The 22,158-nt window shown below is 73.9% G+C and carries 21 protein-coding genes; 9 read left to right on the forward strand and 12 right to left on the reverse strand.

All coding sequences use genetic code 11. The features are described from left to right. The coding region (locus ACFVYI_RS32705; protein ID WP_387892298.1) for a phospholipase domain-containing protein at positions 1-598 on the forward strand (598 nt) is incomplete at its 5' end. A 64-nt stretch (positions 599-662) separates the two neighbouring features. Then, on the forward strand, positions 663-1,313 hold the full coding sequence (locus tag ACFVYI_RS32710; RefSeq protein ID WP_387892300.1) for an HAD family hydrolase: 651 nt from the start codon (positions 663-665) through the stop codon (positions 1,311-1,313). A 321-nt stretch (positions 1,314-1,634) separates the two neighbouring features. Here the strand turns inward: ACFVYI_RS32710 and ACFVYI_RS32715 are convergent, their stop codons facing one another. The 6 genes from ACFVYI_RS32715 to ACFVYI_RS32740 all read right to left on the reverse strand — a co-directional run bounded on the left by ACFVYI_RS32715 (position 1,635) and on the right by ACFVYI_RS32740 (position 6,256). Further along, positions 1,635-2,144, reverse strand: coding sequence for a GNAT family N-acetyltransferase (locus tag ACFVYI_RS32715; RefSeq protein ID WP_387892302.1), 510 nt, complete (start codon positions 2,142-2,144; stop codon positions 1,635-1,637). 133 nt (positions 2,145-2,277) lie between these two features. Then, positions 2,278-2,958: a phosphonatase-like hydrolase gene (locus ACFVYI_RS32720; protein WP_387892304.1), complete on the reverse strand. Its 681-nt coding sequence runs from the start codon at positions 2,956-2,958 to the stop codon at positions 2,278-2,280. Between the two features lie 11 nt (positions 2,959-2,969). Continuing rightward, positions 2,970-4,091, reverse strand: a complete 1,122-nt coding sequence (locus tag ACFVYI_RS32725) for a TIGR03364 family FAD-dependent oxidoreductase (RefSeq protein ID WP_387892306.1) — start codon at positions 4,089-4,091, stop codon at positions 2,970-2,972. Positions 4,092-4,250: 159 nt separating this feature from the next. After that, complete coding sequence (locus ACFVYI_RS32730) at positions 4,251-4,763, reverse strand: pyridoxamine 5'-phosphate oxidase family protein (protein ID WP_387892308.1); 513 nt, start codon at positions 4,761-4,763, stop codon at positions 4,251-4,253. 150 nt (positions 4,764-4,913) lie between these two features. Continuing rightward, on the reverse strand, positions 4,914-5,585 hold the full coding sequence (locus ACFVYI_RS32735) for a phosphatase PAP2 family protein (RefSeq protein ID WP_387892310.1): 672 nt from the start codon (positions 5,583-5,585) through the stop codon (positions 4,914-4,916). Continuing rightward, positions 5,582-6,256: a DedA family protein gene (locus ACFVYI_RS32740; RefSeq protein WP_387892312.1), complete on the reverse strand. Its 675-nt coding sequence runs from the start codon at positions 6,254-6,256 to the stop codon at positions 5,582-5,584. Before ACFVYI_RS32740 ends, ACFVYI_RS32735 begins: the two co-directional genes overlap by 4 nt. A gap of 115 nt (positions 6,257-6,371) precedes the next feature. Here ACFVYI_RS32740 and ACFVYI_RS32745 point away from each other — a divergent pair, with 115 nt between their 5' ends. Next, on the forward strand, positions 6,372-6,824 hold the full coding sequence (locus ACFVYI_RS32745) for a BlaI/MecI/CopY family transcriptional regulator (protein ID WP_387892314.1): 453 nt from the start codon (positions 6,372-6,374) through the stop codon (positions 6,822-6,824). A gap of 571 nt (positions 6,825-7,395) precedes the next feature. Further along, a complete protein-coding gene (locus ACFVYI_RS32750) occupies positions 7,396-8,898 on the forward strand; it encodes a GAF domain-containing protein (RefSeq protein ID WP_387892316.1) in 1,503 nt (500 codons plus the stop codon). Here the strand turns inward: ACFVYI_RS32750 and ACFVYI_RS32755 are convergent. Next, positions 8,850-9,350 (reverse strand): SsgA family sporulation/cell division regulator, encoded by a 501-nt coding sequence (locus ACFVYI_RS32755; RefSeq protein ID WP_387892318.1) that lies wholly within the window; start codon positions 9,348-9,350, stop codon positions 8,850-8,852. The two genes, ACFVYI_RS32750 and ACFVYI_RS32755, sit on opposite strands and share 49 nt — an antisense overlap. A gap of 392 nt (positions 9,351-9,742) precedes the next feature. Here ACFVYI_RS32755 and ACFVYI_RS32760 point away from each other — a divergent pair, with 392 nt between their 5' ends. The 3 genes from ACFVYI_RS32760 to ACFVYI_RS32770 all read left to right on the forward strand — a co-directional run bounded on the left by ACFVYI_RS32760 (position 9,743) and on the right by ACFVYI_RS32770 (position 12,987). Further along, positions 9,743-11,050 (forward strand): hypothetical protein, encoded by a 1,308-nt coding sequence (locus ACFVYI_RS32760; protein WP_387892320.1) that lies wholly within the window; start codon positions 9,743-9,745, stop codon positions 11,048-11,050. A gap of 151 nt (positions 11,051-11,201) precedes the next feature. Then, positions 11,202-12,419, forward strand: coding sequence for a TerD family protein (locus ACFVYI_RS32765; protein ID WP_387892394.1), 1,218 nt, complete (start codon positions 11,202-11,204; stop codon positions 12,417-12,419). A gap of 79 nt (positions 12,420-12,498) precedes the next feature. Continuing rightward, positions 12,499-12,987: a GNAT family N-acetyltransferase gene (locus ACFVYI_RS32770; protein WP_387892322.1), complete on the forward strand. Its 489-nt coding sequence runs from the start codon at positions 12,499-12,501 to the stop codon at positions 12,985-12,987. 21 nt (positions 12,988-13,008) lie between these two features. Here the strand turns inward: ACFVYI_RS32770 and ACFVYI_RS32775 are convergent, their stop codons facing one another. Beyond that, the gene (locus ACFVYI_RS32775; RefSeq protein WP_387892324.1) at positions 13,009-13,701 is read right to left on the reverse strand and encodes an RraA family protein; all 693 of its coding nucleotides are present in this window, start codon (positions 13,699-13,701) and stop codon (positions 13,009-13,011) included. A gap of 152 nt (positions 13,702-13,853) precedes the next feature. Between ACFVYI_RS32775 and ACFVYI_RS32780 the strand changes: the two genes are divergently transcribed. After that, the gene (locus ACFVYI_RS32780; protein ID WP_387892326.1) at positions 13,854-14,414 is read left to right on the forward strand and encodes a Uma2 family endonuclease; all 561 of its coding nucleotides are present in this window, start codon (positions 13,854-13,856) and stop codon (positions 14,412-14,414) included. Positions 14,415-14,494: 80 nt separating this feature from the next. Here the strand turns inward: ACFVYI_RS32780 and ACFVYI_RS32785 are convergent, their stop codons facing one another. Both ACFVYI_RS32785 and pruA read right to left on the reverse strand, forming a co-directional pair. Beyond that, positions 14,495-15,424, reverse strand: coding sequence for a proline dehydrogenase family protein (locus ACFVYI_RS32785; RefSeq protein WP_387892327.1), 930 nt, complete (start codon positions 15,422-15,424; stop codon positions 14,495-14,497). A gap of 120 nt (positions 15,425-15,544) precedes the next feature. Further along, positions 15,545-17,173, reverse strand: a complete 1,629-nt coding sequence (pruA, locus tag ACFVYI_RS32790) for an L-glutamate gamma-semialdehyde dehydrogenase (RefSeq protein ID WP_387892329.1) — start codon at positions 17,171-17,173, stop codon at positions 15,545-15,547. Positions 17,174-17,470: 297 nt separating this feature from the next. On the opposite strand from pruA, the gene ACFVYI_RS32795 reads away from it, so the two are divergent. After that, complete coding sequence (locus ACFVYI_RS32795) at positions 17,471-19,072, forward strand: PucR family transcriptional regulator (RefSeq protein ID WP_387892331.1); 1,602 nt, start codon at positions 17,471-17,473, stop codon at positions 19,070-19,072. A 73-nt stretch (positions 19,073-19,145) separates the two neighbouring features. On the opposite strand, the gene ACFVYI_RS32800 is transcribed toward ACFVYI_RS32795, so the two are convergent. Together ACFVYI_RS32800 and ACFVYI_RS32805 are read right to left on the reverse strand one after the other, a co-directional pair. After that, positions 19,146-20,627: an alkaline phosphatase PhoX gene (locus ACFVYI_RS32800; RefSeq protein ID WP_387892332.1), complete on the reverse strand. Its 1,482-nt coding sequence runs from the start codon at positions 20,625-20,627 to the stop codon at positions 19,146-19,148. 249 nt (positions 20,628-20,876) lie between these two features. Next, entirely contained in the window at positions 20,877-22,148 is a 1,272-nt protein-coding gene (locus ACFVYI_RS32805) for a hypothetical protein (protein WP_387892334.1), read from the reverse strand. Positions 22,149-22,158: the final 10 nt, after the last annotated feature.

Consider the following 22,158-nt stretch of genomic DNA (forward strand, 5'->3'; position numbering starts at 1 on the left):
CGCCCTGCCCGCCACCGGCACCCAGTCCATGCCCGTCCAGGAACCCGGCGAACGCCCCCACCGCCACCTGCCCTACCAGCCCTGGGCCGACATCGCCGTCGACCGCACCACCGGCCTGATCACCTGCACCCTGAGCAACAACGGCACGGTCGCCTTCCCCTACACCGTCTACCCCAACATCGTGTACGCCTTCGCCGGCACCCCGTTCACCGTCGCTCCCGGCGCCACCCGCGGCTACACCTGGGACGCCGCCGCCACCGACGGCCGCTACGACTTCACCGTCCACGGCCCCGACGGCTTCGTCCGCCGCTTCGCCGGCACCGTCGTCCGCACCGACCAGGACGACATCGCCGTGCCCGTGGTGACCGCCACCCCGGGCGCCACCGCGCTCACCGTCCGCCTGGCCAACGCCGGCCGGACCGCGATCACCTTCACCCTCACCCCCAACGACTACGCGGGCACCGTCCAGACCGTCCGGGTCGCCCCGGGGGCCGACACCACCGTCGCCTACCCCCTCGACCGCTCCCGCTACGACGTCGTCGTCACCGCCCCCACCGGCACCCGCTTCACCCAGCGCTACGCGGGCACCCTGCACTGAGCCCGTGCACCGTGCGAGCGGGACGTCGGCCCGCCCGACGTCCCGCTCCTCCTATCCTGCGGACATGATCGAACCGATAGAACTGGTGATATTCGACTGCGACGGCGTCCTGGTCGACAGCGAACGCATCGCGGCCCGGGTCCAGACCGCCCTGGGTGCGGAGTTCGGCTGGCCGCTGACCGAGGCGGAGGTGATCGAGCGCTTCATCGGCCGCTCCCAGGCCTCGATCACCGAGCAGATCACCGCCCGGCTCGGCGAGGCGACGGCCGCGCTCTGGTGGAAGCGCTTCGAGCAGCTCCACGCCGAGGAGGTGGACGCCGGCCTCACCGCCGTCGACGGACTCCCCGAGGCCCTGGCCGCCCTCACCCTGCCGACCTGTGTCGCCTCCAGCGGCTCGCACGAGAAGATGCGCCACACCCTCGGCCGTACCGGCCTCTACGAGCACTTCGCGGGCCGGATCCACAGCGCCACCGAGGTCGACCGCGGCAAGCCCGCCCCGGACCTCTTCCTGTACGCGGCCTCGAAGATGGGCGTCCCGCCGTCCGCCTGCGCCGTGGTCGAGGACAGCGCGCCCGGCGTCCAGGCCGCCCGCGCGGCCGGCATGCGCGCCTTCGGGTACGCCGGCGGTCCCACCCCCGCCGACCGCCTGGCCGGCCCCGGCACCGTCGTCTTCCACGACATGCGCGAACTGCCCGCGCTCCTCGGAGTCCGCTGAACCTCGCCCGGGGCCCGCCTCCGGTGCCCCGGGGGCGGGCGGGAACTCCGCTGCCGGGCGGGCGCGTCCGCCCCGCCGCAGCCGAACGCCCGGGACGCGAACCCGGAAACCCTGTAACGCGCGACCGGTCCCGGCGCGTGCATACGGGTGACATCAGATCGAGAAGGGACCAATCGGTGGGGAACACACCCGCGGACTTCCTGGAGTTCGCCCATGCCCGCAGCGACCAGCTCTTCCGCACGGCGTGCCTGCTCACCGGCGACCGTCACCGCCGCAACGGCCGATCGGTGTGCGCGCACGGGTGCGCCGGGTGGTCCGCGCTCACCCGGAGCGGTCGGCTCCCGGGGGCAGTTCCTTGCGCAGCAGGGTGCACATCGTCTCGTACCGGCGCAGCGAGCCGTCCGGGGCCCGCTCGTCCCACGCGTCGGGCCGGCGGTCGTAGGCGACGTAGCCCAGCCGCTCGTACAGGGCCCGGGCCCGCGGGTTGTCCTCCTCCACCGCGAGCTCGGCACGGCGCAGCCCGCGGCCCCTGATCCGCTGCTCCGCGGCCCCGACGAGGAGCGTGCCGATCCCGCAGGACTGCAACGCGGGGTGGACGGCCAGCTGCCAGATCGTCCCGGCGCCCGCTGCCGCCCGGTAGTCGACACCGGCCTTCGCCACCGGCACGTCCGTCGGCGTGCAGACCGCGAGGTAGTCGACCTCACCGCGCCCGGCACGCACCAACTGTTCCGCCACATCGGCGAGATGGAGATCCGAACCCGACCACCCGCACGACTCCAGGTCGGCGCGCAGCAGATCCCGCACCGACAGTTCCAGTACCACCTCGGTCATGTTCACCGCCTCCGGCCGGTCAGCCTCCCGGCGAACCGGCCCGGGCGCAACGGCTTTTGCGCGACACCGCACCGCCCCCGCCCCGCCGGCGAGGGCGGGACGGGGGCGGTGCGGTGCCGGAACCGGTGTCCGCTCAGCCCTGCGCGAGCAGGCCGGGCAGCTCGGCGATCGACTTCAGCACGTGCGTCGCCCCGTCGGCCCGCAGGCGCGCCTCGTCGTGGGCGCCGGTCAGCACGCCGGCCACCACCGAGGCACCCGCCCGGGTGCCGGTCAGCATGTCGTAGCCGGTGTCCCCGGCGACGGCGATCTGCCGGACCGACTCCGTCCCGGTGCGCAGCAGGGCGGCGAGCGCCAGGTCCGGGTACGGGCGGCCGCGGCCGGCCTCGGCCGGGCAGAGGGTGAGGTCGGCGATCGACTCCCACCCGAGCGCGGCCAGGATGCGGTCCTGGGTGGCCCGGGAGAAGCCGGTGGTGAGGACCACCTTCCGGCCCTGGCCGCGGAGTTCGGCGATCGCCTCGGCCGCGCCCGGCAGCGCGGCGCAGTGGCCCGCGTCGACGAGGTCGTGGTAGGCGGCCTCGAAGGCGGCGTTGGCGGTCTGCGCCTTCTCCTCCGCGCCGAACAGGTGACGGAAGACGGAGATCTTGGACTCGCCCATGGTGACCCGGACGTGCTCCAGCATGCGCGCGTGCTCGGGGCTGCCGGCCTCGACGCCGAGCGAGCCGGCGGCGGCCTGGAAGGCCCGCTCGACCAGGCCGTCGTCGGCCACCGTGGTGCCGGCCATGTCGAGCACGACGAGACGGATATCAATCGACATGTCAACTACCTCTAGAGATTCGTGAGTTCTGCGGTGGTCTCGGCGATGGCCGGCGAGCAGGTCATACCGCGGCCGCCGGGACCGGTGACCAGCCAGACGGCGTCGCGGACCCGCTCCCGGTGGACGACCCGGGTGGTGTCCACGCACTGCGCGTACACCCCGGCCCAGCGGCGGCGCACCCGGGGCAGCGGCCGGCCGAGCAGCTCCTCGGCCACCCCGACCAGGTGGTCGTACGGGTCCTCGACGACGTCGAAGCCGAACGGCTGGTCGTACTCGTGGGTGTCGCCGATGGTGAGGCCGCCGTCCTCGCGCTGGACCATCAGCAGCTGCATCTTGTGCTCGGCGGCGACCGGCGGCTGCGGCTGCGCGGCCTTCAGCCGCTCCAGCGCGTCGCCGGCGAAGGCGGGGTAGTAGCGGAAGCTGTCGCCGTCGGCGACCGAGGTGGTGAGCTCCTCGCCGAGCGGGTCGGTCTGCATCATCTGCAGCCGCACCTTGCGGACCGGCAGCTCGGGCGCCAGCTCGCGCACCAGGCCGCCCAGCCAGGCGCCGGTGCAGAGGATGACCAGGTCGCCGGTGTGGACGTCGCCGTGGTCGTCGCGGACGGCGTTCTCTCCGATCACCTCGCGGACCTCGCGCCCGGGGAGGAAGGTGTACCGGCCGCTGGCGAGCAGCGCGGCGCGCAGTGCGGGCTGGGCGGTGCGCGGCTCGACGGCGGCGTCCCGCTCGCACCACAGCGCGCCGAGCAGCTCGCCGCGCAGTGCCGGGTTGGCGGCCCGCGTCTCGGCCGCGTCGAGCAGCCGGTAGCCGCGCGCGGCCGCGTCGGGCAGGGTCAGCGCCTGCTCGGCGACGGCGAGTTCGGCCTCGGTGCGGATCGCGGTGAGCGAGCCGTTGGCCCGGAAGCCGAGGTCGGGCACCTTCGCGCCGATCCGCTCCCACAGTTCGCGGGCCCGCAGTGCGGTGTCCAGCTCCTCGCCCGCGGCCCGGCCGCTGACCCAGACCAGACCGAAGTTGCGCACGGAGGCGCCGCGCGCCTCGGCCTCGCGCTCCAGGTGGACGACCTCGTGGCCGCGCTCCACGGCCTGCCAGGCGTGCATGCTGCCGAGCACGCCTGCTCCTACGACGATGACTCTCATGCGGCCAGACTGGTGCGGCGAGGTGGCCAAGGGGAGTCCGAACAGCGGCGCACAGGTGAACCGACCGAAAAGTTGTACAGCCAACCTGGTCCGCAAGGGTCGACCGGGACGGGTCCGGCCGACCCGGTCGCGCCCTGCCGGTCGGCGCGGCCCCGCCGCTCAGCGCACCACGGTCGCCCGCAGGTAGTTGCGCCGGCCGAAGTGGAGCTCGTCCACCACCGTCAGCCCCTCCACCTGGAACCGGTAGAGCGCCGCCGCCCCGCCGCCGGTCAGGAACTGCCGCCGGTCGTCCTCCTCCCGGGCGAAGGACGGGAACCGCCCCCGGTAGGCGGCCAGCGCCGACTCCGCCTGGTGCCCCCACGCCTCCCCCGCGCGGCCGGTCAGCTGGATCCCGCGCAGCTGCTCGCCGAAGGCCGGTGGCGGCACGAAGACGGTGGCCGCCGCCCGGGCCTGATCGGCGAGGTGGTGGCTGTGCCGGGTGGCGCGCTCGCCGACGAAGTACAGGACGAGATCGTCGTCGTGGGCGAAGAAGGCCAGGTTGGCGTGCGGGCCGTGCTCGTGGCCGGCGGTGGCGAGCGTGAGCACCATGGCTTCGGCCAGCAGCCCCTCCACGCCCTTGCGGAGTTCCTCGGCGGGCCGGTCGCCCTGGGTGAGGTCGAGTCGGTACGGCATCGGCGGCACTTCCCTCCACGGGCACGCCGGGGTGCCGCGGCAGCCCGGCACGACTGAGCCGGGCGGGTGCCCGTCCGAAGGGGCCCCACGCCCGGCTCACATGCTCTCCCCGCCACCCCCGCCGCACAAGGGTCGGGCAGGTCACGGAACTCAGCGCCGCTGCGCCTCCAGCGACGGCCGGCCACCGGCCGCCGAGGCGACGGCGCCCGCGCCCAGCAGCGGCCGCAGCGCACCGTCGCGCGCCCGGTCCACCAGCGGTGCGGCCCGTCCGGCGGCCAGCGCGAGCGGGACCGCCACCAGGACCCCGACCAGCGCGCCGACCAGCACGTCGTGCGGGTAGTGCACGCCGACCCAGACCCGGGAGGCGCCCATCAGCACGGCGGCGACCGCGGCGACCGCGCCCAGTCGCCGGTCGGCGAACCAGAGCGCCGTCGCGGCGGCGAAGGCGATCACGGTGTGGTTGCTCGGGAAGGACCAGTCACCGGCGCCCGGGCAGGTCTCCAGCGTGCCGCGCACCCCGAGCTGGGCGCACGGCCGGACCTCCTCCACCACGCTCTTGAACCCGGAGTTGACGGCGTAGGCGACGACCACGACCAGCGGCGAGGCCAGCACCCGGGCCATCGCGGTCGAGCCGGCACCGCGCGCCCGCCACCACGCCAGGAGCATGAGGACGGCGAACAGGCCGAGCCCCAGCGCGGACCAGACCTTGATCACCTGGTCGAGCCAGTGCGGCGCGGCGTCCGCCCACCCGACCACCCGGGTGTAGAGGCCGCCGTCGATACCGCTGCCGTCGTAGACGGCCAGCGCGCGGGAGAGGGTCACCGGGCGTCACCACCGTGACGCCGGGCCCTCCGGGCCCGGAACAATTCAAGAACAATCGGAATCACGGAGACAACTACTACCAGACCGATGATGGGAAGCAGGTACCGGTCGATATTGGGCACCGACGAGCCGAGCGCGTACCCGGCCATCACCACCCCGACGGTCCAGACCACGCCGCCCACCACCTGCCAGAGGGTGAAGGTGCGGACCGGCACCTCCAGCACGCCGCAGAGCGGATTGAGCACCGTCCGGACCACCGGGATGAACCGCCCGAGCACGATCGCCTTGCCGTACCCGTACCTGGCGAGCAGCTCCTCGGCCCGCTCGACACCGTGCCGCAGGCTCTTGTTGTCGAACCGCTGCAACAGCGCGCGGCCGCCGCGCCGGCCGATCAGGAAACCGACCTGGGCGCCGATCAGCGCACCGGCCAGGGCCGCGGGCAGCACCTGGTAGAGCTCCAGCTGCGGCCCCTCGGTGGCACCGGGGACGCAGAGCAGCCCGGCGGTGAACAGCAGCGAGTCGCCGGGCAGGAAGAACCCGACGAGCAACCCGGTCTCGGCGAACAGCACGACGGCGATGCCGAGCGCCCCGAAGGCCGCGAGCAGCGACGAGGCGTCCAGCAGGTTCACGGCGAGCGCGTGAACGGCGGGAGCGGCGGACGACTGGAGCAAGGCTGGCGGACCTCTCGTACGTTGGAGGGCGGCTTCTGCGCAGCAGGCCCTCGAACGTCTACAGTGACGTAGACGGTCTACATGACTGTAGACGAGTCCTGGAGGAACCGACGCCATGTCCGACGTACCGTCCGCCCGCCGGCCCGCCGGGGAGCTGGAGGCCGAGGTGCTGACCACCCTCTGGGCCGCACGCGAACCGCTGACGCCGCAGGACGTCCAGACGGCCCTCGGCGGCGACCTGGCGCGGACCACCGTCGCGACGATCCTCGCCCGCCTGCACGACAAGGGCACGGTGGAGCGCACCCGGGCGGGGCGCGCCTACTCCTACACCCCGACCGTCCAGGACCCGGCCGGCCTGGCCGCCCGCCGGATGCACACCGAGCTGGGGCGGGAGGCGGACCACTCCACCGTCCTGGCCCGCTTCGTCTCCGACCTCTCCACCGAGGACGAGCGGCTGCTGCGCGAGCTCCTCGGCGGGGGCGAGGGCGGGAACGACAGCGCGGGCGGGAACGGCGACGCGGGCGGGGGCGCGGACCCGAGGAGCACCACCGGACCGGTCACCCCGTGATCCTCGCCGTCCGGGTCCCGCTGCCGCCGTTCCCCGCCGCCCCGCCGTCCCGGACCGCCACCCGGAGCAGTGGCGCCCGGCCGAACCGCGCGCCGGTGACCAGCATGCGGACATGCGCCCCCCGTGCGCCTCCATGCGCCGCGCGCGCACCCATGGCACCCGCCGGGCCAGTTGTTCACGCGCCCTCACGCACTACCTCCACGCCGTAGCCACCGCACCCACACCCTGCTGCGCCCCGCCGGACCGCACCCCCTGGGCGACGACCGGGCCGACGCCCTCGCCCTCCCCGGCCGCCGACCTCGACCACGCCGTCGAGGCCGCCCAGCAGCGCGCGGGCGGATCGCGCCGATCCGCGCCGGGGGCGGGCCCGGCCCCTCGGTACGGATCGACCCCGGGCGCGCCCGGCCGATTCCCGACGTCAGGACACCCATAGCTTGTTGGCATGTCCACTCTGATACCGCTCACCGGCCCTAGTTGGCAGACCCCATCCCCAGGACCGGACAGCCCCCGTACTCTTTCGTCAGCGCGTCGGCCCCGACGCGCCCTCGATCGGCGGCGAGGAGCAAACCGAGTGCGGCAGACCGGACGGCAGACCCTACGGCCCGAGCGCCGAACTCCGTCGAGCGCGGCGGAGCTGGCCAGGCTCCACGACCACGCCCTGACCGAACCGGCCACCCGCGGCCCGACCCGGGAGGCCGACCCGACCGAACAGGAGCAGCCGCCGACCGGGCCCCGCCCCGAGATCGGCGACTCCTGGGCCCGCCTGCGCCGCCTCGGCCTGGACCCGGACGCCGGCGCCGCCACCGTCCACCTGGGCCCCGCCGAGGTCGAGCACCGCCGCCGCGCCAGCGGCCTCGACGTCCTGCTGCCGGTGCTGCGCGACACCCTGCTGGAGCCGGGCGACCAGGTCCCGCTGATCCTCGCCATAGCCGACGCCGAGGGCCACATCCTCTGGCAGGAGGGCGAGCGCGCCCTGCGCCGCAGCGCCGACCGGATCGGGTTCCTCACCGGCGCCCGCTGGATCGAGGAGAGCGTCGGCACCAACGGCATCGCCGCCGCCCTGCGCGCCCAGCGGCCGATGCACGTCCACTCCGCCGAGCACTACCTGCGCAGCCACCACTCCTGGTCCTGCGTCGCCGCACCCGTGCACGACCCGGGCACCGGCCGGCTGGTCGGCGCCATCAACCTCAGCGGCCCGGCCAGCAACGTCCGGCCGTACCTGCTGCAACTGACCGCCACCGCCGCCCGGCTCGCCGAGACCGAGCTGCGGGCCCGCCGCCTGGAGTCGCTGCACCACCTGCGCACCCTGGCCGCCCCGCTGCTGGCCCGGGTGAACGGCCCGGCCCTGGTGGTCGACGCCGCCGGCTGGATCGCCTGCGCGGCCGGCCTGCCGCCGCCCGCCCGGCTGCGGCTGCCCGCCGAGGGCTGGAGCTCGGCCGCCGTGCACTGGCTGCCCGGCCTCGGCGAGTGCGTCATCGAGCCGTTCGCCGACGGCTGGCTGGTCCGGCCGGTCCGACCGCTGGACGGCGAGCGGGCCGGCGAGGGCGCCACCGCGGTGACCGCCGAGCAGGCCGAGGGGGCCCGGCTCCGGCTGGACCTGCGCCGACCGGACCGCCCCGAGCTGTCGGTGCGCGGGGCCGCCGGCAGCTGGTCGCACGCGCTCAGCCCGCGCCACGCCGAACTGCTGCTGCTGCTCGCCACCGAGCGCTCCGGGCACAGCGCGGCGCAGCTCGCCGACGCGCTCTTCGGCGACCCGGCCCGGACGGTGACCGTGCGGGCCGAACTGTCCCGGCTGCGCCGCTACCTGGGGGGCCTGCTGGCCCACCGGCCGTACCGGTTCGCCGAGTCGGTGCTGGTCACCGTGGACGGGCCGGACGACCCGTACGACCTGCTGCCGGTCTCCTCCGCGCCGGCCGTGCGCCGGCTGCGGGCGGGCCTGGCCACCGGTGCCGTCCGACTCCCGGGGACGCCCCCGTTACCGGGCCCGCGCACCCCGGGCGACACCGTCGCCGCGGCTCCCGCGCGTCAGCCGCCGGTCAGCAAGGCGGACAGCTGGGCGTCGGTCGGGCCGTAGGCGTGCTCGGCCTCCTCCGAGACCAGCGCGTACGTCCGGTCCAGCCACGCCTGCACCCTGGGCTTGGAGACCTCCAACAGTGCACTTCCGTGGGGTGATTCGAGCGCCAGGTGCAACGTCGAGCCGTGGCACGGGCAGTAGGCCGGCCACAGCTTGACGTCGCCCTGGCCGCTCAATGAGCGCAGGCCGTCGCGCAGCAGATCGCGCGAGAACACCCAATCGGCCTCGTCCGGCCGGCCCAGATGGAACGTCAGCAGCACCTCGTACGGGCGCTCGGCGTCGAACCGGAACCGCGTCCGCACCTCACCGACCACTTCCTCGCCCAGCGAGATCCGCAGCGTCAGCACCTCCTCCACCGCCGCCGGAGCGGCGGTGGAGCCTGCCTCTTCGCCGCCCGTGGGGGTGGCGGCGAGAGGGGCACTGGAGGGTGCTGACAGCGGGTCGGACGGCATGACGGTCTCTCCGGGACGGCGTGGGATGCCCCCACCCTGCGGCACCACCGGGCGGACCGGCAAGGGTTGCAAGGAGGTTGCAATAATCCCCGTGCCCACCGGTGGATCCTTACCCGCCTTGTCAGACGGACCGTCAACTTCCGTTCAGTGAAAGGCCGTCCACGGAGTTGATCGATCCCGCCCGAGGGCTGGCCGGCGCCCGGGCGCCCGCTGGTACGCTCGTCCCCCTGCCGGCGCGGGCCCACGCGCGTCCACCGGCGGACCCGCGCGAGCGGCCCCGGACGAACCCGGGCGATTCGGCGGCAGTCCGCCCGTGACGGCGGTTCGGACCCGTCGGTGGCGCATGGGAGAATGCGGCGAATCCGGCGACGACTTCGGGGAGGGAGGGTCGGGTGGCTCTGCGCGAGGAGATCGAGCAGGACGCGCAGCGCGAGCGGCACGGCCGGCACGGCCGTCCCAAGCCGTTCGGCGGCCGGCTCCGGCTGCCGACCCTGCGGTTCTCCGGCGCCGCGATGGCGATGTCCACCGTGGTCGGCATCAGCATCGCCACCACCTGGCTGCTCCACGAGCAGCAGGGCGTCGGACGCCGGGCCGGAGTGGCCCGGGTCGGGTCGAGCCCGCCGCCCACCCCGGGCACCGAACGGGCCGACGCCGCCTCCGCCCCCGACGCCTCGCGCGCCCCGACGGCGCCACTGCCCTCCGGGCGGCCCTCGGGCACGGCCTCCCCCGGCCTCCACGCCTCGTACCCGCCGGCCTCCGCCGTTCCGGCGCCCCGCTCGCCCTCCACGGGCACGACCGTGCCGCTCGCCGAGGGCCGGACCGACAGCCGGGGGCCGTCCGACGGCCCGTCGGCGCACGCCGTCGGCCCCGCCCAGCAGCAGGACGGCCCCGCGACCACCGCCGGGCGGTCTCCCGCGGACCGTCCGCCCTACCAGCAGCCCGAGGCGCCGGAGTCGGCGGCCCAGCCGCTCCCGACCCAATCACCCTCGCCGCAGCGGCCGTTCGCCCCCGCACCGAACCCCGTCGCGCCCGGGGCCCGGCCGCCCGGGGAGTTCGGGGAGCTCGCCGACGGCTGGACCGGCGTGACACCCGAGGCCCCGACGGTCCCGAAGGACCAGAGCGGCGAGACCGACCCGGCCCCGGACGGTACGGTCGACCTCGCGCTCACCGGGGCCGCCCTGGTCCAGCAGCTCGGCCGCGACGGCACCCGCCACGTCCTCGCCCTGACCGTCGCCGAGCCGCTCACCGCGCTCCAGGCCGAGCTCCGCCTCACCCCCGACGAACCGGTCGCCGACGAACCGGCCCGCGGCATCGCCGGCGTCCCCGGCACCGTCTGGACCGACCTCGCCGGCGCCGTGGTCACCACCCACCACGAACGCGGCACCCTGGTCTACCGCTTCACCACCCCGGCCGGTGTCGACGTGGCGCCCGGGCGCTACACCTTCGGCGTCCGCAGCGCCCTGCCCGCCACCGCGCCCACCACCGGCGCATCCGCCACGGGCCGGCCCACGCCCGCCGGGCCCACCCCCGCGGCGCCCACGTCCCCGGCACCCACGTCCGTCGGGCCCAGCCCCGGGGCGACCGCTCCCGGCGGGCCCCGCAAGGCCGCCCCGGTCGAGAGCTGGAGCGCCTCCGCGTTCGGCATCCAGCGCCCGCGGGCCGTCGCCGCGCTGGGCACGTTCGCAGCCCCGCCGAGCTGACCGACCGTCCGACAACCCGACAGGTCACCGCCTTGATCGGGCTCGTCTCGACAACCCCGTTCGTTACTGTGGGTACCACTCGGCACGGCGCCCCCGACTCGGGTCCGCACGCCGTGCCACCGCATCCGAGGAGGAGTTCGTGTCCACGGTCCTGACCCAAGGCGGCAACGCCCCGCTGACCGCCGCGCGGGTGACCGTCGAGGTCACCGCACCCAAGGCGCTGGACGTCTCCGGCCTGCTCCTGACCGATGCCGGAAAGGTCCGCTCGGACGCCGACTTCGTGTTCTTCAACGCCCCGCACGGCCCCGGTGTCACCCACCGCCCGGCCTCCGGCGGCACCCCGGACGCGATCACCATCGACACCTCCGCCGTCCCGGCCGGCATCACCAAGATCGTCGTCACGGCGAGCCCCGACGAGGCCGGCGCCACCTTCGCGGGCATCGAGCCGACCGCGACCGTCCGGGACGCCGACTCCGGCCAGGTCCTGGTCACCTTCACCCCGCCCCAGCTGGGCCGCGAGACCGCGCTGATCGTGGTCGAGGTCTACCAGCGGGGCGGCGCCTGGAAGGTCCGCGCGGTCGGCCAGGGCTACGCCAACGGCCTGGCCGGCATCGCCACCGACTTCGGCGTCACCGTGGAGGACGAGCCCGCCCCGGCGGCCGCCACCGCGGCCCCGGTCACCGCTCCGGTCGCCCCGCCGGTCGCTGCCCCGGTCGCCCCGCCGCTGCCGCAGAGCGCGCCCCCGATGCCGCCGGCCCCGCCCGCACCGCCCGCCGCCGCGCCGAGCCTGACCAAGGTCACCCTGGACAAGGGCCGGGTGAGCCTCACCAAGGGCGGCTCGGTCTCGCTGGAGAAGAACGGCAAGCCCTTCCTCTCCTCCGTCCGGATGGGCCTCGGCTGGGAGCCCGCCGGGCGCGGCCGCAACATCGACCTGGACGCCTCCTGCATCGCCTTCGACGCCAAGCGCGAGAAGCTGGACACCGCCTGGTTCATGAAGCTGGGCATCTTCAACGGCGCCGTCGTCCACTCCGGCGACAACCTCACCGGCGAGGGCGGCGGTGACGACGAGTCGATCACCGTCCACCTCGACGGCCTGCCGCCCGAGGTCTGCGGCCTGGTCTTCGTGGTCAACTCCTTCTCCGGGCAGAAGTTCACCGACGTCAAGAACGCCTACTGCCGCCTGCTGGACGCGGGCTCCAACCAGGAGCTGGTCCGGTTCGACCTCACCCAGTCCGAGCCGCACACCGGCGTGGTGATGTGCAAGCTGGTCCGCCAGTACTCCGGCGAGTGGGTGATGACCGCGATCGGCGAGTACGTGGACGCCAAGACCGCCCGCGCCATGGTCAAGCCCGCCGCCTCGATGCTCTGACATTCCGGGTGCCCGGGCCCACCACCCGGGCACCCGAAAACCGCTGGCCGGCGGACCGCTGAGCTGCCATCCTGTCCGGATGTTGATCAGGGAAGCCACCCCCGAGGACTGGCCGTCCGTCTGGCCGTTCTTCCACGCCATCGCCGCCGCGGGCGAGACGTTCACCTACCCCCTCGACCTGACCTTCGAGCAGGGCCGCGAGTGGTGGCTCCTCCCCGCTCCGAACCGCACCGTCGTCGCGGTCGACGAGGACGGCACGGTCCTCGGCAGCGCCAAGATGAACCGCAACCACATGGGCAACGGCTCGCACATCGCGAGCGCCAGCTACATGGTCGACCCGGCACACTCCGGCCGGGGCGTCGGGCGCGCGCTCACCGAGTACACCCTGGACTGGGCACGCGCAGCGGGCTACCGCGCCATGCAGTTCAACGCCGTGGTGGCCTCCAACGAGCGCGCGGTGAAGCTGTACCGGTCGCTCGGCTTCGAGATCCTGGGCACCCTCCCCGAGGGCTTCCGCCACCCCGTCCACGGCTACGTCGGCCTGCACGTCATGCACCGCGCGCTCTAGGCCCTGTCCGACCCCGGGGTCCTACTCCTCGATGGCGCCGCCGACCCGCCGCAGATGCTGCCGGAAGCTGTACGAGGGATCGGCGGCCCGGCGCGCCAGGTAGTCGTCGAACGCGGTCTGCCGACGCAGCGTGTCGCCCGAGCGGATCCGCTCCGCCTGCGCGCGTTCGGTCCGCGCGATCCCGACGGCCGTCTCCACCACCTCGTCCAGCCGCGCGGCCGGCACGAACAGCAGGCCGTCGGCGTCCCCGAACACCACGTCCTCGGCGCTCACCAGGTGCGCCCCGAACCGGGCGGTGACCAGCGCCTCCGGCTCCCGCGTGTCGAGCCGCACCGGGCCGAGCGGCAACGCACCGTAGCTGAACAGCGGCAGCCCGATCTCCACCAGCTCCGGCGTGTCCCGGTGCAGGCCCCACACCGCCACCCCGGCCACCCCGGCGGACCGCGCCTCCAGCACCGCGAGGTCCCCGACGCAGGCCTCGTCGACCCGCCCGCCGTTGTCGACGACCAGCACGTCCCCGGGCCCGGCGGTGCCGTAGGCCTCCAGGAACACGTCCACGCTCCCGTAGTGCCGCACCGGCAGCACCCGCCCCGCGACCCGGTGCCCCGCCACCACCGGCCCGACCCCCGCCGGCGCCGCCCGCAGCTCCACCCCCAGCCGCACGCACGCGTCCGCCACCAACGGCGTCGACAACTCCGCGAAGGCCTTCAGCATCCCCAACTCCTCTCACCAGACACCAAGTTCACCAGCAACGCGATCGTAGGCCCGCCCCCGGACTCACACCATCGAGTGATCCTCACTCACCATCGCCCCCACCACGCTCGAACCACCTAGCCTGGTGACGAGACTCGATCGAGGGACAACTCATGGACACAGTGGAGAACGCCATCCTTCTCGAACTGTTCCTGGCCCTGGATACGCCTGAGGGTCTGCGAGCCGAGCTCATCGACGGCGAGATCCTCATTGCGCTTCCCCGCGACGGCGATCACGAGGATCTCCTCTCCCGTGTCATCACTCAGCTGTCCCGCAACGCCGCCGTGAACATGCAGGTGTCCGGCAACAAGGGCCTCCGTCTTCGCAGCGGCGGACACCACCCGCCCGACCACGTCATCCCGGACGCGACCTTCGCCCCGGAGGAACTCCGCCTCTTCCGCGGCGCCCCTTCCTGGACGGACCCGCAGGGCGTGGCCATGGTCGCCGAGGTGACGTCCACCAAGCCCGACCAGGACCGGATCGCCAAACGGCACTGCTACGCCCGCGCGGCGATCCCGCTCTACCTGCTCATCGACCGCGAGCGCTCCCAGGTCAGCATCTTCGGCACGCCGCACCGCGACGAGTACACCGAAGTGCACATCGCCGCCTTCGGCGAGCCGCTCGACCTGCCCGCCCCCTTCGGCTTCGAGCTGGACACCAAGCCCTTCCTGTAGGCCGGAAAAGACGAACGGCCCGCACCCCCCTTCCACAAGGGGTGCGGGCCGTTCGCGGCACGGGGGTGAAACAGCGGGCCTCAGCCCCGCGTCGCCATGGCGCGCAGGAAGAAGGTCAGGTTGGCCGGGCGCTCGGCCAGGCGGCGCATGAAGTAGCCGTACCACTCCTCGCCGTAGGGCAGGTACACCCGCATGGTGTTGCCCTCGCCGGCCAGGCGCAGCTGCTCCTCGGGGCGGATGCCGAACAGCATCTGGTACTCGAAGGAGTCGCGCTTGCGGCCGTTCCACTGGGCGAGCTGGCCGGCGATCTTGATCATGTTGGGGTCGTGCGAGGCGATCATCGGGTAGCCCTCGCCGGCCATCAGGATCTTCAGCGCGCGGACGTACGCGAGGTCCACCTCGTGCTTGCCCTGGTAGGCGACCGACTCGGGCTCCTTGTAGGCGCCCTTGCACAGGCGCACCCGGGAGCCGGGGCCGGAGAACTCGCGGCAGTCGGCCTCGGTGCGGCGCAGGTAGGCCTGGAGCACGACGCCCAGCCACGGGAAGTCGACCCGCAGCTCCCGCGCGATGGCGAGGGTGGAGTCGGTGGTGGTGTGGTCCTCCATGTCGAGGGTCACCGTGGTGCCCGCGTCGGCGGCGGCCTCGCAGATCCGGCGGGCGTTCTCCAGCGCGATCTTCTCGCCGTCCACCGGCAGGAACTGGCCGACGGCCGACAGCTTCACCGAGACCTCGGCGCCGGCCGCCAGGCCGGTGTCCTTGAGCGCGGCGAGCAGGTGCTCGTACGCCTCGGCGGTCCCGGCGGCCTGGGCGGCGTCCTTGGTGTCCTCACCGAGGTGGTCCAGGGTGACCTTGCGGCCGGTGGCGACCAGGTCGTCGCAGGCGGTGACGGCGTCGTCGAGGGCCTCGCCGGCGACGAACCGCTCGACTATCGCGTGGGTCGGCGGGAACTTCTCGACGACGGTGCGGACCTGCGGGGAGCGGGAGGCCGCGAGAAGGGCGGAACGGAGCATCGTGACTCCTGGAGCTGGTGCTTCTAAGGGTGGCAGAAGGGGGACCGGGGCGGCGGTGCGGGTCGCCGCCGCCCCGGTGGGGACGCCCGGCTGCGGGGCCGGGCGTCCGGGGGCGGGTACTCAGCCCATGTGCGGGTAGCGGTAGTCCGTCGGCGGGACGAAGGTCTCCTTGACCGAGCGGGTCGAGCTCCAGCGCGCCAGGTTCTGCTTGGCGCCGGCCTTGTCGTTGGTGCCCGAGGCCCGGCCGCCGCCGAAGGGCTGCTGGCCGACGACCGCGCCGGTCGGCTTGTCGTTGATGTAGAAGTTGCCGGCCGCGAACCGCAGCTTGTGCATCGCGTCCTGGGCGGCCGCGCGGTCCTGGGAGATGATCGAGCCGGTCAGGCCGTAGGGCGACACCGACTCCATCTGGGTCAGCATCTCCTCGTACTTCTCGTCCTCGTAGACGTGCACGGCGAGGATCGGGCCGAAGTACTCGTCCTTGAAGTACTCGCTCGCCGGGTCCTGGCAGACCAGCACGGTCGGGCGGACGAAGTAGCCCACCGAGTCGTCGTACGTGCCGCCGGCCAGGACCTCGACCGACGGGTCCGCCTGGGCCCGGTCGATCGCGGCCTTGTTCTTGGCGAAGGAGCGCTCGTCGATGACGGCCGACATGAAGTTCGACAGGTCGCTGACGTCGCCCATGGTGAGGCCCTCGACCTCGTCGCGGAAGGCGTCCTTGAGGCCGGCCCAGAGCGAGGCCGGGACGTACGCCCGGGAGAGCGCCGAACACTTCTGGCCCTGGAACTCGAAGGCGCCGCGGGTCATCGCGGTCTTCAGCACGGCCGGGTCGGCGGACGGGTGGGCGACCAGGAAGTCCTTGCCGCCGGTCTCGCCGACGATCCGCGGGTAGGTGCGGTAGCCGGAGATGTTGTTGCCGACCTCGCGCCACAGGTGCTGGAAGGTCGCGGTGGAGCCGGTGAAGTGGATGCCCGCCAGCGCCGGGTGCTTCAGCGCGACGGCGGAGACGTCCAGGCCGTCGCCGGTCACCATGTTGATGACGCCCTTGGGCAGCCCTGCCTCCTCCAGCAGCTGCATCAGCAGGTGCGCGGAGAACTGCTGGGTGGGGGACGGCTTCCACAGCACCACGTTGCCCATCAGCGCCGGCGCGGTCGGCAGGTTGCCGGCGATGGCGGTGAAGTTGAACGGGGTGATCGCGTAGACGAAGCCCTCCAGCGGGCGGTGGTCGCTGCGGTTCCAGACACCGTCCGAGGAGATCGGCTGCTCGGCCAGGATCTGGCGGGCGAAGTGCACGTTGAAGCGCAGGAAGTCGACCAGCTCGCACGGGGTGTCGATCTCGGCCTGCTGGGCGGTCTTGGACTGGCCGAGCATGGTGGCGGCGGCCAGCGTCTCGCGCCAGGGGCCGGCCAGCAGGTCGGCGGCCCGGAGGAAGATCGCGGCGCGCGAGTCGAAGGAGAGCGCCTGCCAGGCCGGGGCAGCGGCCAGGGCAGCGTCGATGGCGTCCTGCGCGTCGGCCTGGGTGGCGTTGCGCAGCGTTCCGAGCCTCGCCGCGTGGTTGTGCGGCTGGACGACGTGGATCTCGGTGCCGCCGCCGAGGCGGCGCTCACCGTTGATCGTCATGGTCAGCTGGACCGGCTCCTGGCCGCCCAGCTCCTTCAGCTTGGCCTCCAGGCGGGCCCGTTCCGGGCTGCCGGGGGCGTAGCTGTGGACCGGCTCGTTCACCGGCGCGGGGACCTGGGTCACAGCATCCATGAGCGCACGCTCTCCTTCGGTTCATGCGGGGGATGCCGACGCGGGTCGCACGTCGGCCACAGGACGAACGCTATTCCTGCACCGGGCCCCACTTGATTGGCCGGGCGGCTAAAGTCCCCCGTACGGCGTTGTCCGTGCCGACGAAGGAGTCACGGAGAGGTCACGGTGACCGGCGCACGAGCGGGGGTGCCGCGGACCGCTCCGCCGGCCCCGGCCCGGCCGCTCACGACCCCGAGCCCTGTCCGCCCGGCTAAAATCGGCGGTACGCCGTTGTCCGTTCGCATGAAGGAGCCCCCGGTGTCACAGCCCGCCGGCCTCCCGCTCCGTCAACTGCTGATGTCCCTCGGCGAACCGCTGGTCGAGCTCCAGGCCGCCCCCCAGGGGCTGGACGTACCGGTGCGCGACGTCGCGATCCTCGACCCGGAGGACCCTCCCGCCGCCGCTCCCGGCGAACTCGTGCTCGCCATCGGCGCCCGGGGCCGGGCCGCACTGCCCGCACTGCGCGCGGCCGGCCGGGCCGGCGCCGCCGCCGTCGCGGTCAAGCTGGACGGCCCCGGTCAGGCCGACGCCCTGCGGGAGGCGGCCACCGAGGCGGGCGTCGCCCTGCTCTCGGTCCGCCGGGAGACCCGCTGGGAGCACCTGGACTCGCTCGCCCGCGCGATCATCGCCGGGCCGGACACCCCGGACGTCGCGGGCGCTCCCGAGCACAACGCCGGCGACCTCTTCTCGCTCGCCCAGACCGTCGCCGTGCTCACCCACGGCATCGTCTCGATCGAGGACACCTCCAGCCGGGTGCTGGCCTACTCCCGGTCCTCCGACTCCGACGAGGTGGACGACCTGCGCCGGCTGTCCATCCTCGGCTGGCAGGGCCCCGAGCCCTACCTCTCCAAGCTCCGCGAGTGGGGCATCTTCCAGCACCTGCGCAGCTCGGACACGCCGATCGCGGTCGATCCGCACCCGGAGCTCGGCCTGCGCCGGCGCCTGGCGATCGGCATCCGGACGGGGGCGCAGCCGCTCGGGACGATCTGGGTGCAGGAGGGTGCCCAGCCGCTGGCACCGCTCGCCGAGCAGGCGCTGGTCGGCGCGGCCCGGGTGGCGGCGGCGCAGCTGGTCCGGCGGCGGCGGGAGCTGTCGGCGGACGTCCGGCTGACCCGCACCCTGCTGACCGGCCTACTGGAGGGATCGACCGGCCCGCAGTCGCTCGCCACCCACCTGGGGCTGGACCTGCGCCGCCCGGCCACCGTGCTGGCCTACAGCGCGCCGACCACCGAGGCGCTCACCCGCGCCGAGGTGACCGGCCTGATCTCGGTGCACACCGCCGCCCGTCATCGCAGCGCGCTGCTCGCCCCGATCGAGTCCCGGGTCTACGTCCTGCTGCCCGAGCTGCCGGCCGGCCTGCCGATGACGACGGTCCGCGACTGGGCGCAGGAGGTGGTGGAGGCGGCGCGGGACCACCTCGGCGTCCCGCTGCGGGCGGCGATCGGCTCGACCGTGGACGGCCTGGCCCGGGTGCCCGACTCCCGGGCGCAGGCGGACCGGATCCTGGACGCCATGGGCCGCGGCGGGGTGGACCTGGAGGTCGCGGCACTGATCGACGTCCAGGCGGAGGTCCTGGTCAGCGAGATGCTGGCGCTGCTGCAGGAGCGTTCGGGCCTGCGCGACCCGCGGCTGACCGCACTGACCGCGTACGACCGCCGGCACGGCACAAGGCTCGCGGAGTCGGTGCTGGCCTGGCTGGACGCGCTCGGCGAGGTCCGGGTCGCGGCGGACGCCCTGCACATCCACCCCAACACCCTGCGGTACCGGGTGCGCCGGGCCGAGCAGCTCACCGGCGTCGACCTCACGCAGCCGCAGCAACGGCTGCTGGCCATGCTCCAGCTGCGGCTGCCGCAGGAGTGAGACCGCGGACCGGCGGTGGAAAGCCGGGAGGGGCCCGCCGAGGCGAGCCCCTCCCACCGTCCGTGGTGCCGGATCAGGCGCCGTAGCCCTGACCGCGCTTGTGCTCGTTCAGGCGGTGCCAGGGGCCGGTGATGGCCAGCTGGATGCCCGGGGTCTGGATGTTGGCGAACAGCGTCTTGCCGTCGTCCGAGAAGGTCACGCCGGTGAACTCGCTGAACTCCGGCTTCTCGGCGGTGCCGATGTTCAGCTCGTTGCGGGCGATCGGGTAGGTCAGCCCGTCCTCGGTGGCGCCGAACAGGTGCGAGACGCCCTCGCCGTCCTCGGCGATCACGATGCCGCCGTAGGGCGAGACGGTGATGTTGTCCGGGCCGTCGAAGTTGTCGTGGTCGCCCCAGACGTCGCTGTTGACGCCGAGCAGCACCTTCAGGGTGATGGTGCGGCGGACCGGGTTGAAGAACCAGACCTGGCCGTCGTGCTGGAGCGGGCTCTCCGAGCGGGCGAAGCTGGAGACGAAGTAGAAGCCGCCGTCACCCCACCACATGCCCTCCAGCTTGCGGGCGCGGGTGACCTCGCCGTCCTTGAACTGCTTGCGGATCGAGACGGTCCTGGCGTCGCGGTCCTCGACCTTGACCCAGTCCACGCCGTAGGTGGTGCCGACCTTGGTGGCGCGCGACAGGTCGTCGACGAGCTTGCCCTGCGCGTCGAAGACCTTGAAGGCCTCCAGCGTGCCGGCGTCGGCGGCCAGCTTGCGCAGCTGGTAGCGACCGTGCTTGAAGCCGGCCGGCGGGGTCCAGCGGAACAGCAGTCCGTTCGGGTTCGAGGCGTCCTCGGTCAGGTAGGCGTGGCCGCGCTTCGGGTCCACCACGACGGCCTCGTGCGCGAACCGGCCGAAGGCCTTCACCGGCTGCGGGTCGCGGTTGTAGTCGTCGTCGAACGGGTCGACCTCGAAGATGTAGCCGTGGTCCTTGGTGAAGCCGTTCTTGCCGGCCTTGTCCTCGGTCTCCTCACCGGACAGCCAGGTGCCCCAGGGGCTCACGCCACCGGCGCAGTTGGTGGAGGTGCCGGCGATGCCGACCCACTGCTCGACCGTGCCGTTGCGCTTGGCGTGCACGATGGTGCAGCCGCCGGCGGCGCCCGGGTCGTAGACGTGACCCTCGGTCAGCGGCACCGGGTGCGGCCAGTTGGAGCGGGCGCCGCTCAGCTCGTGGTTGACGACCAGCAGGTTGCCGCCGCGCTCGTCCTCGAAGGCGGAGGTGCCGTCGTGGTTGCTGGGGGTGAACTCGCCGGTGCGCAGCTTGGTGACGCCGGCCCGGTTCACCACCTTGTAGCTGAAGCCCTTGGGCAGCGCGAGCAGCTTCTCGGGGTCGTTGGCCAGCGGGCCGTAGCCGACGGCGGCGCGCTCGGCGTCGGCGGTGGCGGCGTCCTGCACCTCGCCACCGACCGGGGCGGCGATCGCACCCGGGGCGCTGGCCAGGGCCTCGGCGCTACCGGCGATCAGGACACCGGCCCCGACGAGGGTGGAACGGTTGACGAAGTCCCGGCGGGACAGCGACATGTGAGTCACTCCTGAAAGGTGAGCCGCCGACCGGGGTGGAGCCCGGTGCGTGGCGTGCGAGGTGTCGAGGCAGGTCGTCGACGCCAGCAGACTCCGCCGGTGCGATGAACGCCCGGTGACGCGGACGCTTCGTCAGGGTGTTCATTTGCCGACCGTATTCGAATCCATGACTCACCCTTTGCCATGCGCACCGCAGGTCACGGCGCTGCGACACCGCGCGACGACCCGCACGACGTCCCGCGCCGCCGCTCACCGCCCCGCGCGCGCCTCCCGCCACTGCTCCCAGGCCGCGAGCCAGAGCTGCTCGCCGAGCCGCTGCTCCTCCCAGCCGTCGCCCGCACCGCCCGCCCGGTCCCGCCAGAGCTGCTCCCAGGCGCGCTGGGCCGGCAGGCTCGCCACCTCGCTGGCGAACACCGTGTAGCGGATGACCTCCTCGATCGCGGCCACCCCCTCCGCCGTACCGACCACCCACTGGGTCTGCCGGGAGAGCCGGTTGAGGTGGTTGACCATCGCCGTGACCGCCGCGACCGCCTCCTCGCGGCCCTCCGAGCCGAGCCGCATCTGCTGGCGCACCGCGGCCTCCCAGCGCAGCGCGCCGGTCTCGCCGCGCAAGCCGCGCGGCAGCCGGGGCGTGCGCCCGGCCCGGACCTGTGCCTCGATCGCCGCGGACTCGGCGATGCAGTGCTCGATCACCGCCCGGTGCGCCTCCAGCCCGGCGGCCGGAGCGAGTTCGCGCTCCTCGACCGGGACGTACCGGGCCCGCCGGGCGGCGAGACCGCGCAGCAGGGCGGTCCGGCCGCGCAGGTGCCGCTCGACGTCCGCGATCGGAGCCAGTTCGAGGCTGCCCGGCGCCACTCCGCGCCCGCAGACGGTGACGGTCAGCCCGTCCACCCGGAGCCGGCCCGCCCAGACCGGTCCGGCGCCGGGGGCGGAGCCGAGACCGAGCAGCGGGGCGTCCGGCCGGTCCCAGAAGTCGCGCAGGTCCTCGTGGACCTCCACCGCGCACGGCTCGCCGTCGACGGTGATCCACTCGCGCAGCGCCCGGACCCGGCCGGGGCAGTCGCCCTCGTCGACACCGAGCTGCTCGTAGACCCGGTCGCGCTCGTCCTCGACCACGTCCTCCAGCTCGGGCAGCGCCCCCGGCCGGTCGGCACCGGGCCGGTAGGTGCGCACGGTGACGTAGGGGCCGTCGGCGGAGGTCCAGTCGCCGGAGCAGACCTCGACCCAGGACAGCCAGCCGTCACAGGTCTCGAACGCGGCCAGCGCGTCGCCGTCCGGGTCCGCGCCCCGCACGACGCCGTACACCGGGAAGTCGGCCGCGGCCAGCGTGCGGCGGGAGAACTCCTCCTGGTCGGCGAAGCGGTCCTCCCGTCCGCACGGGTCGACCCACCGCGCACCGTCCCCCCGGAGACCGTCCTGCCTGCCACCGCTCTCCCGCGTCATCCCGCGCCGCACCCCCATGTCCTCGCTGCCCTCGCACCGCCTGCCGGACACGATACGTGCCCCGACCTGCCGGGTCATCAGCTCCTTT

The organism is Kitasatospora sp. NPDC058218, from assembly GCF_042882445.1.
Taxonomy (GTDB): domain Bacteria; phylum Actinomycetota; class Actinomycetes; order Streptomycetales; family Streptomycetaceae; genus Kitasatospora.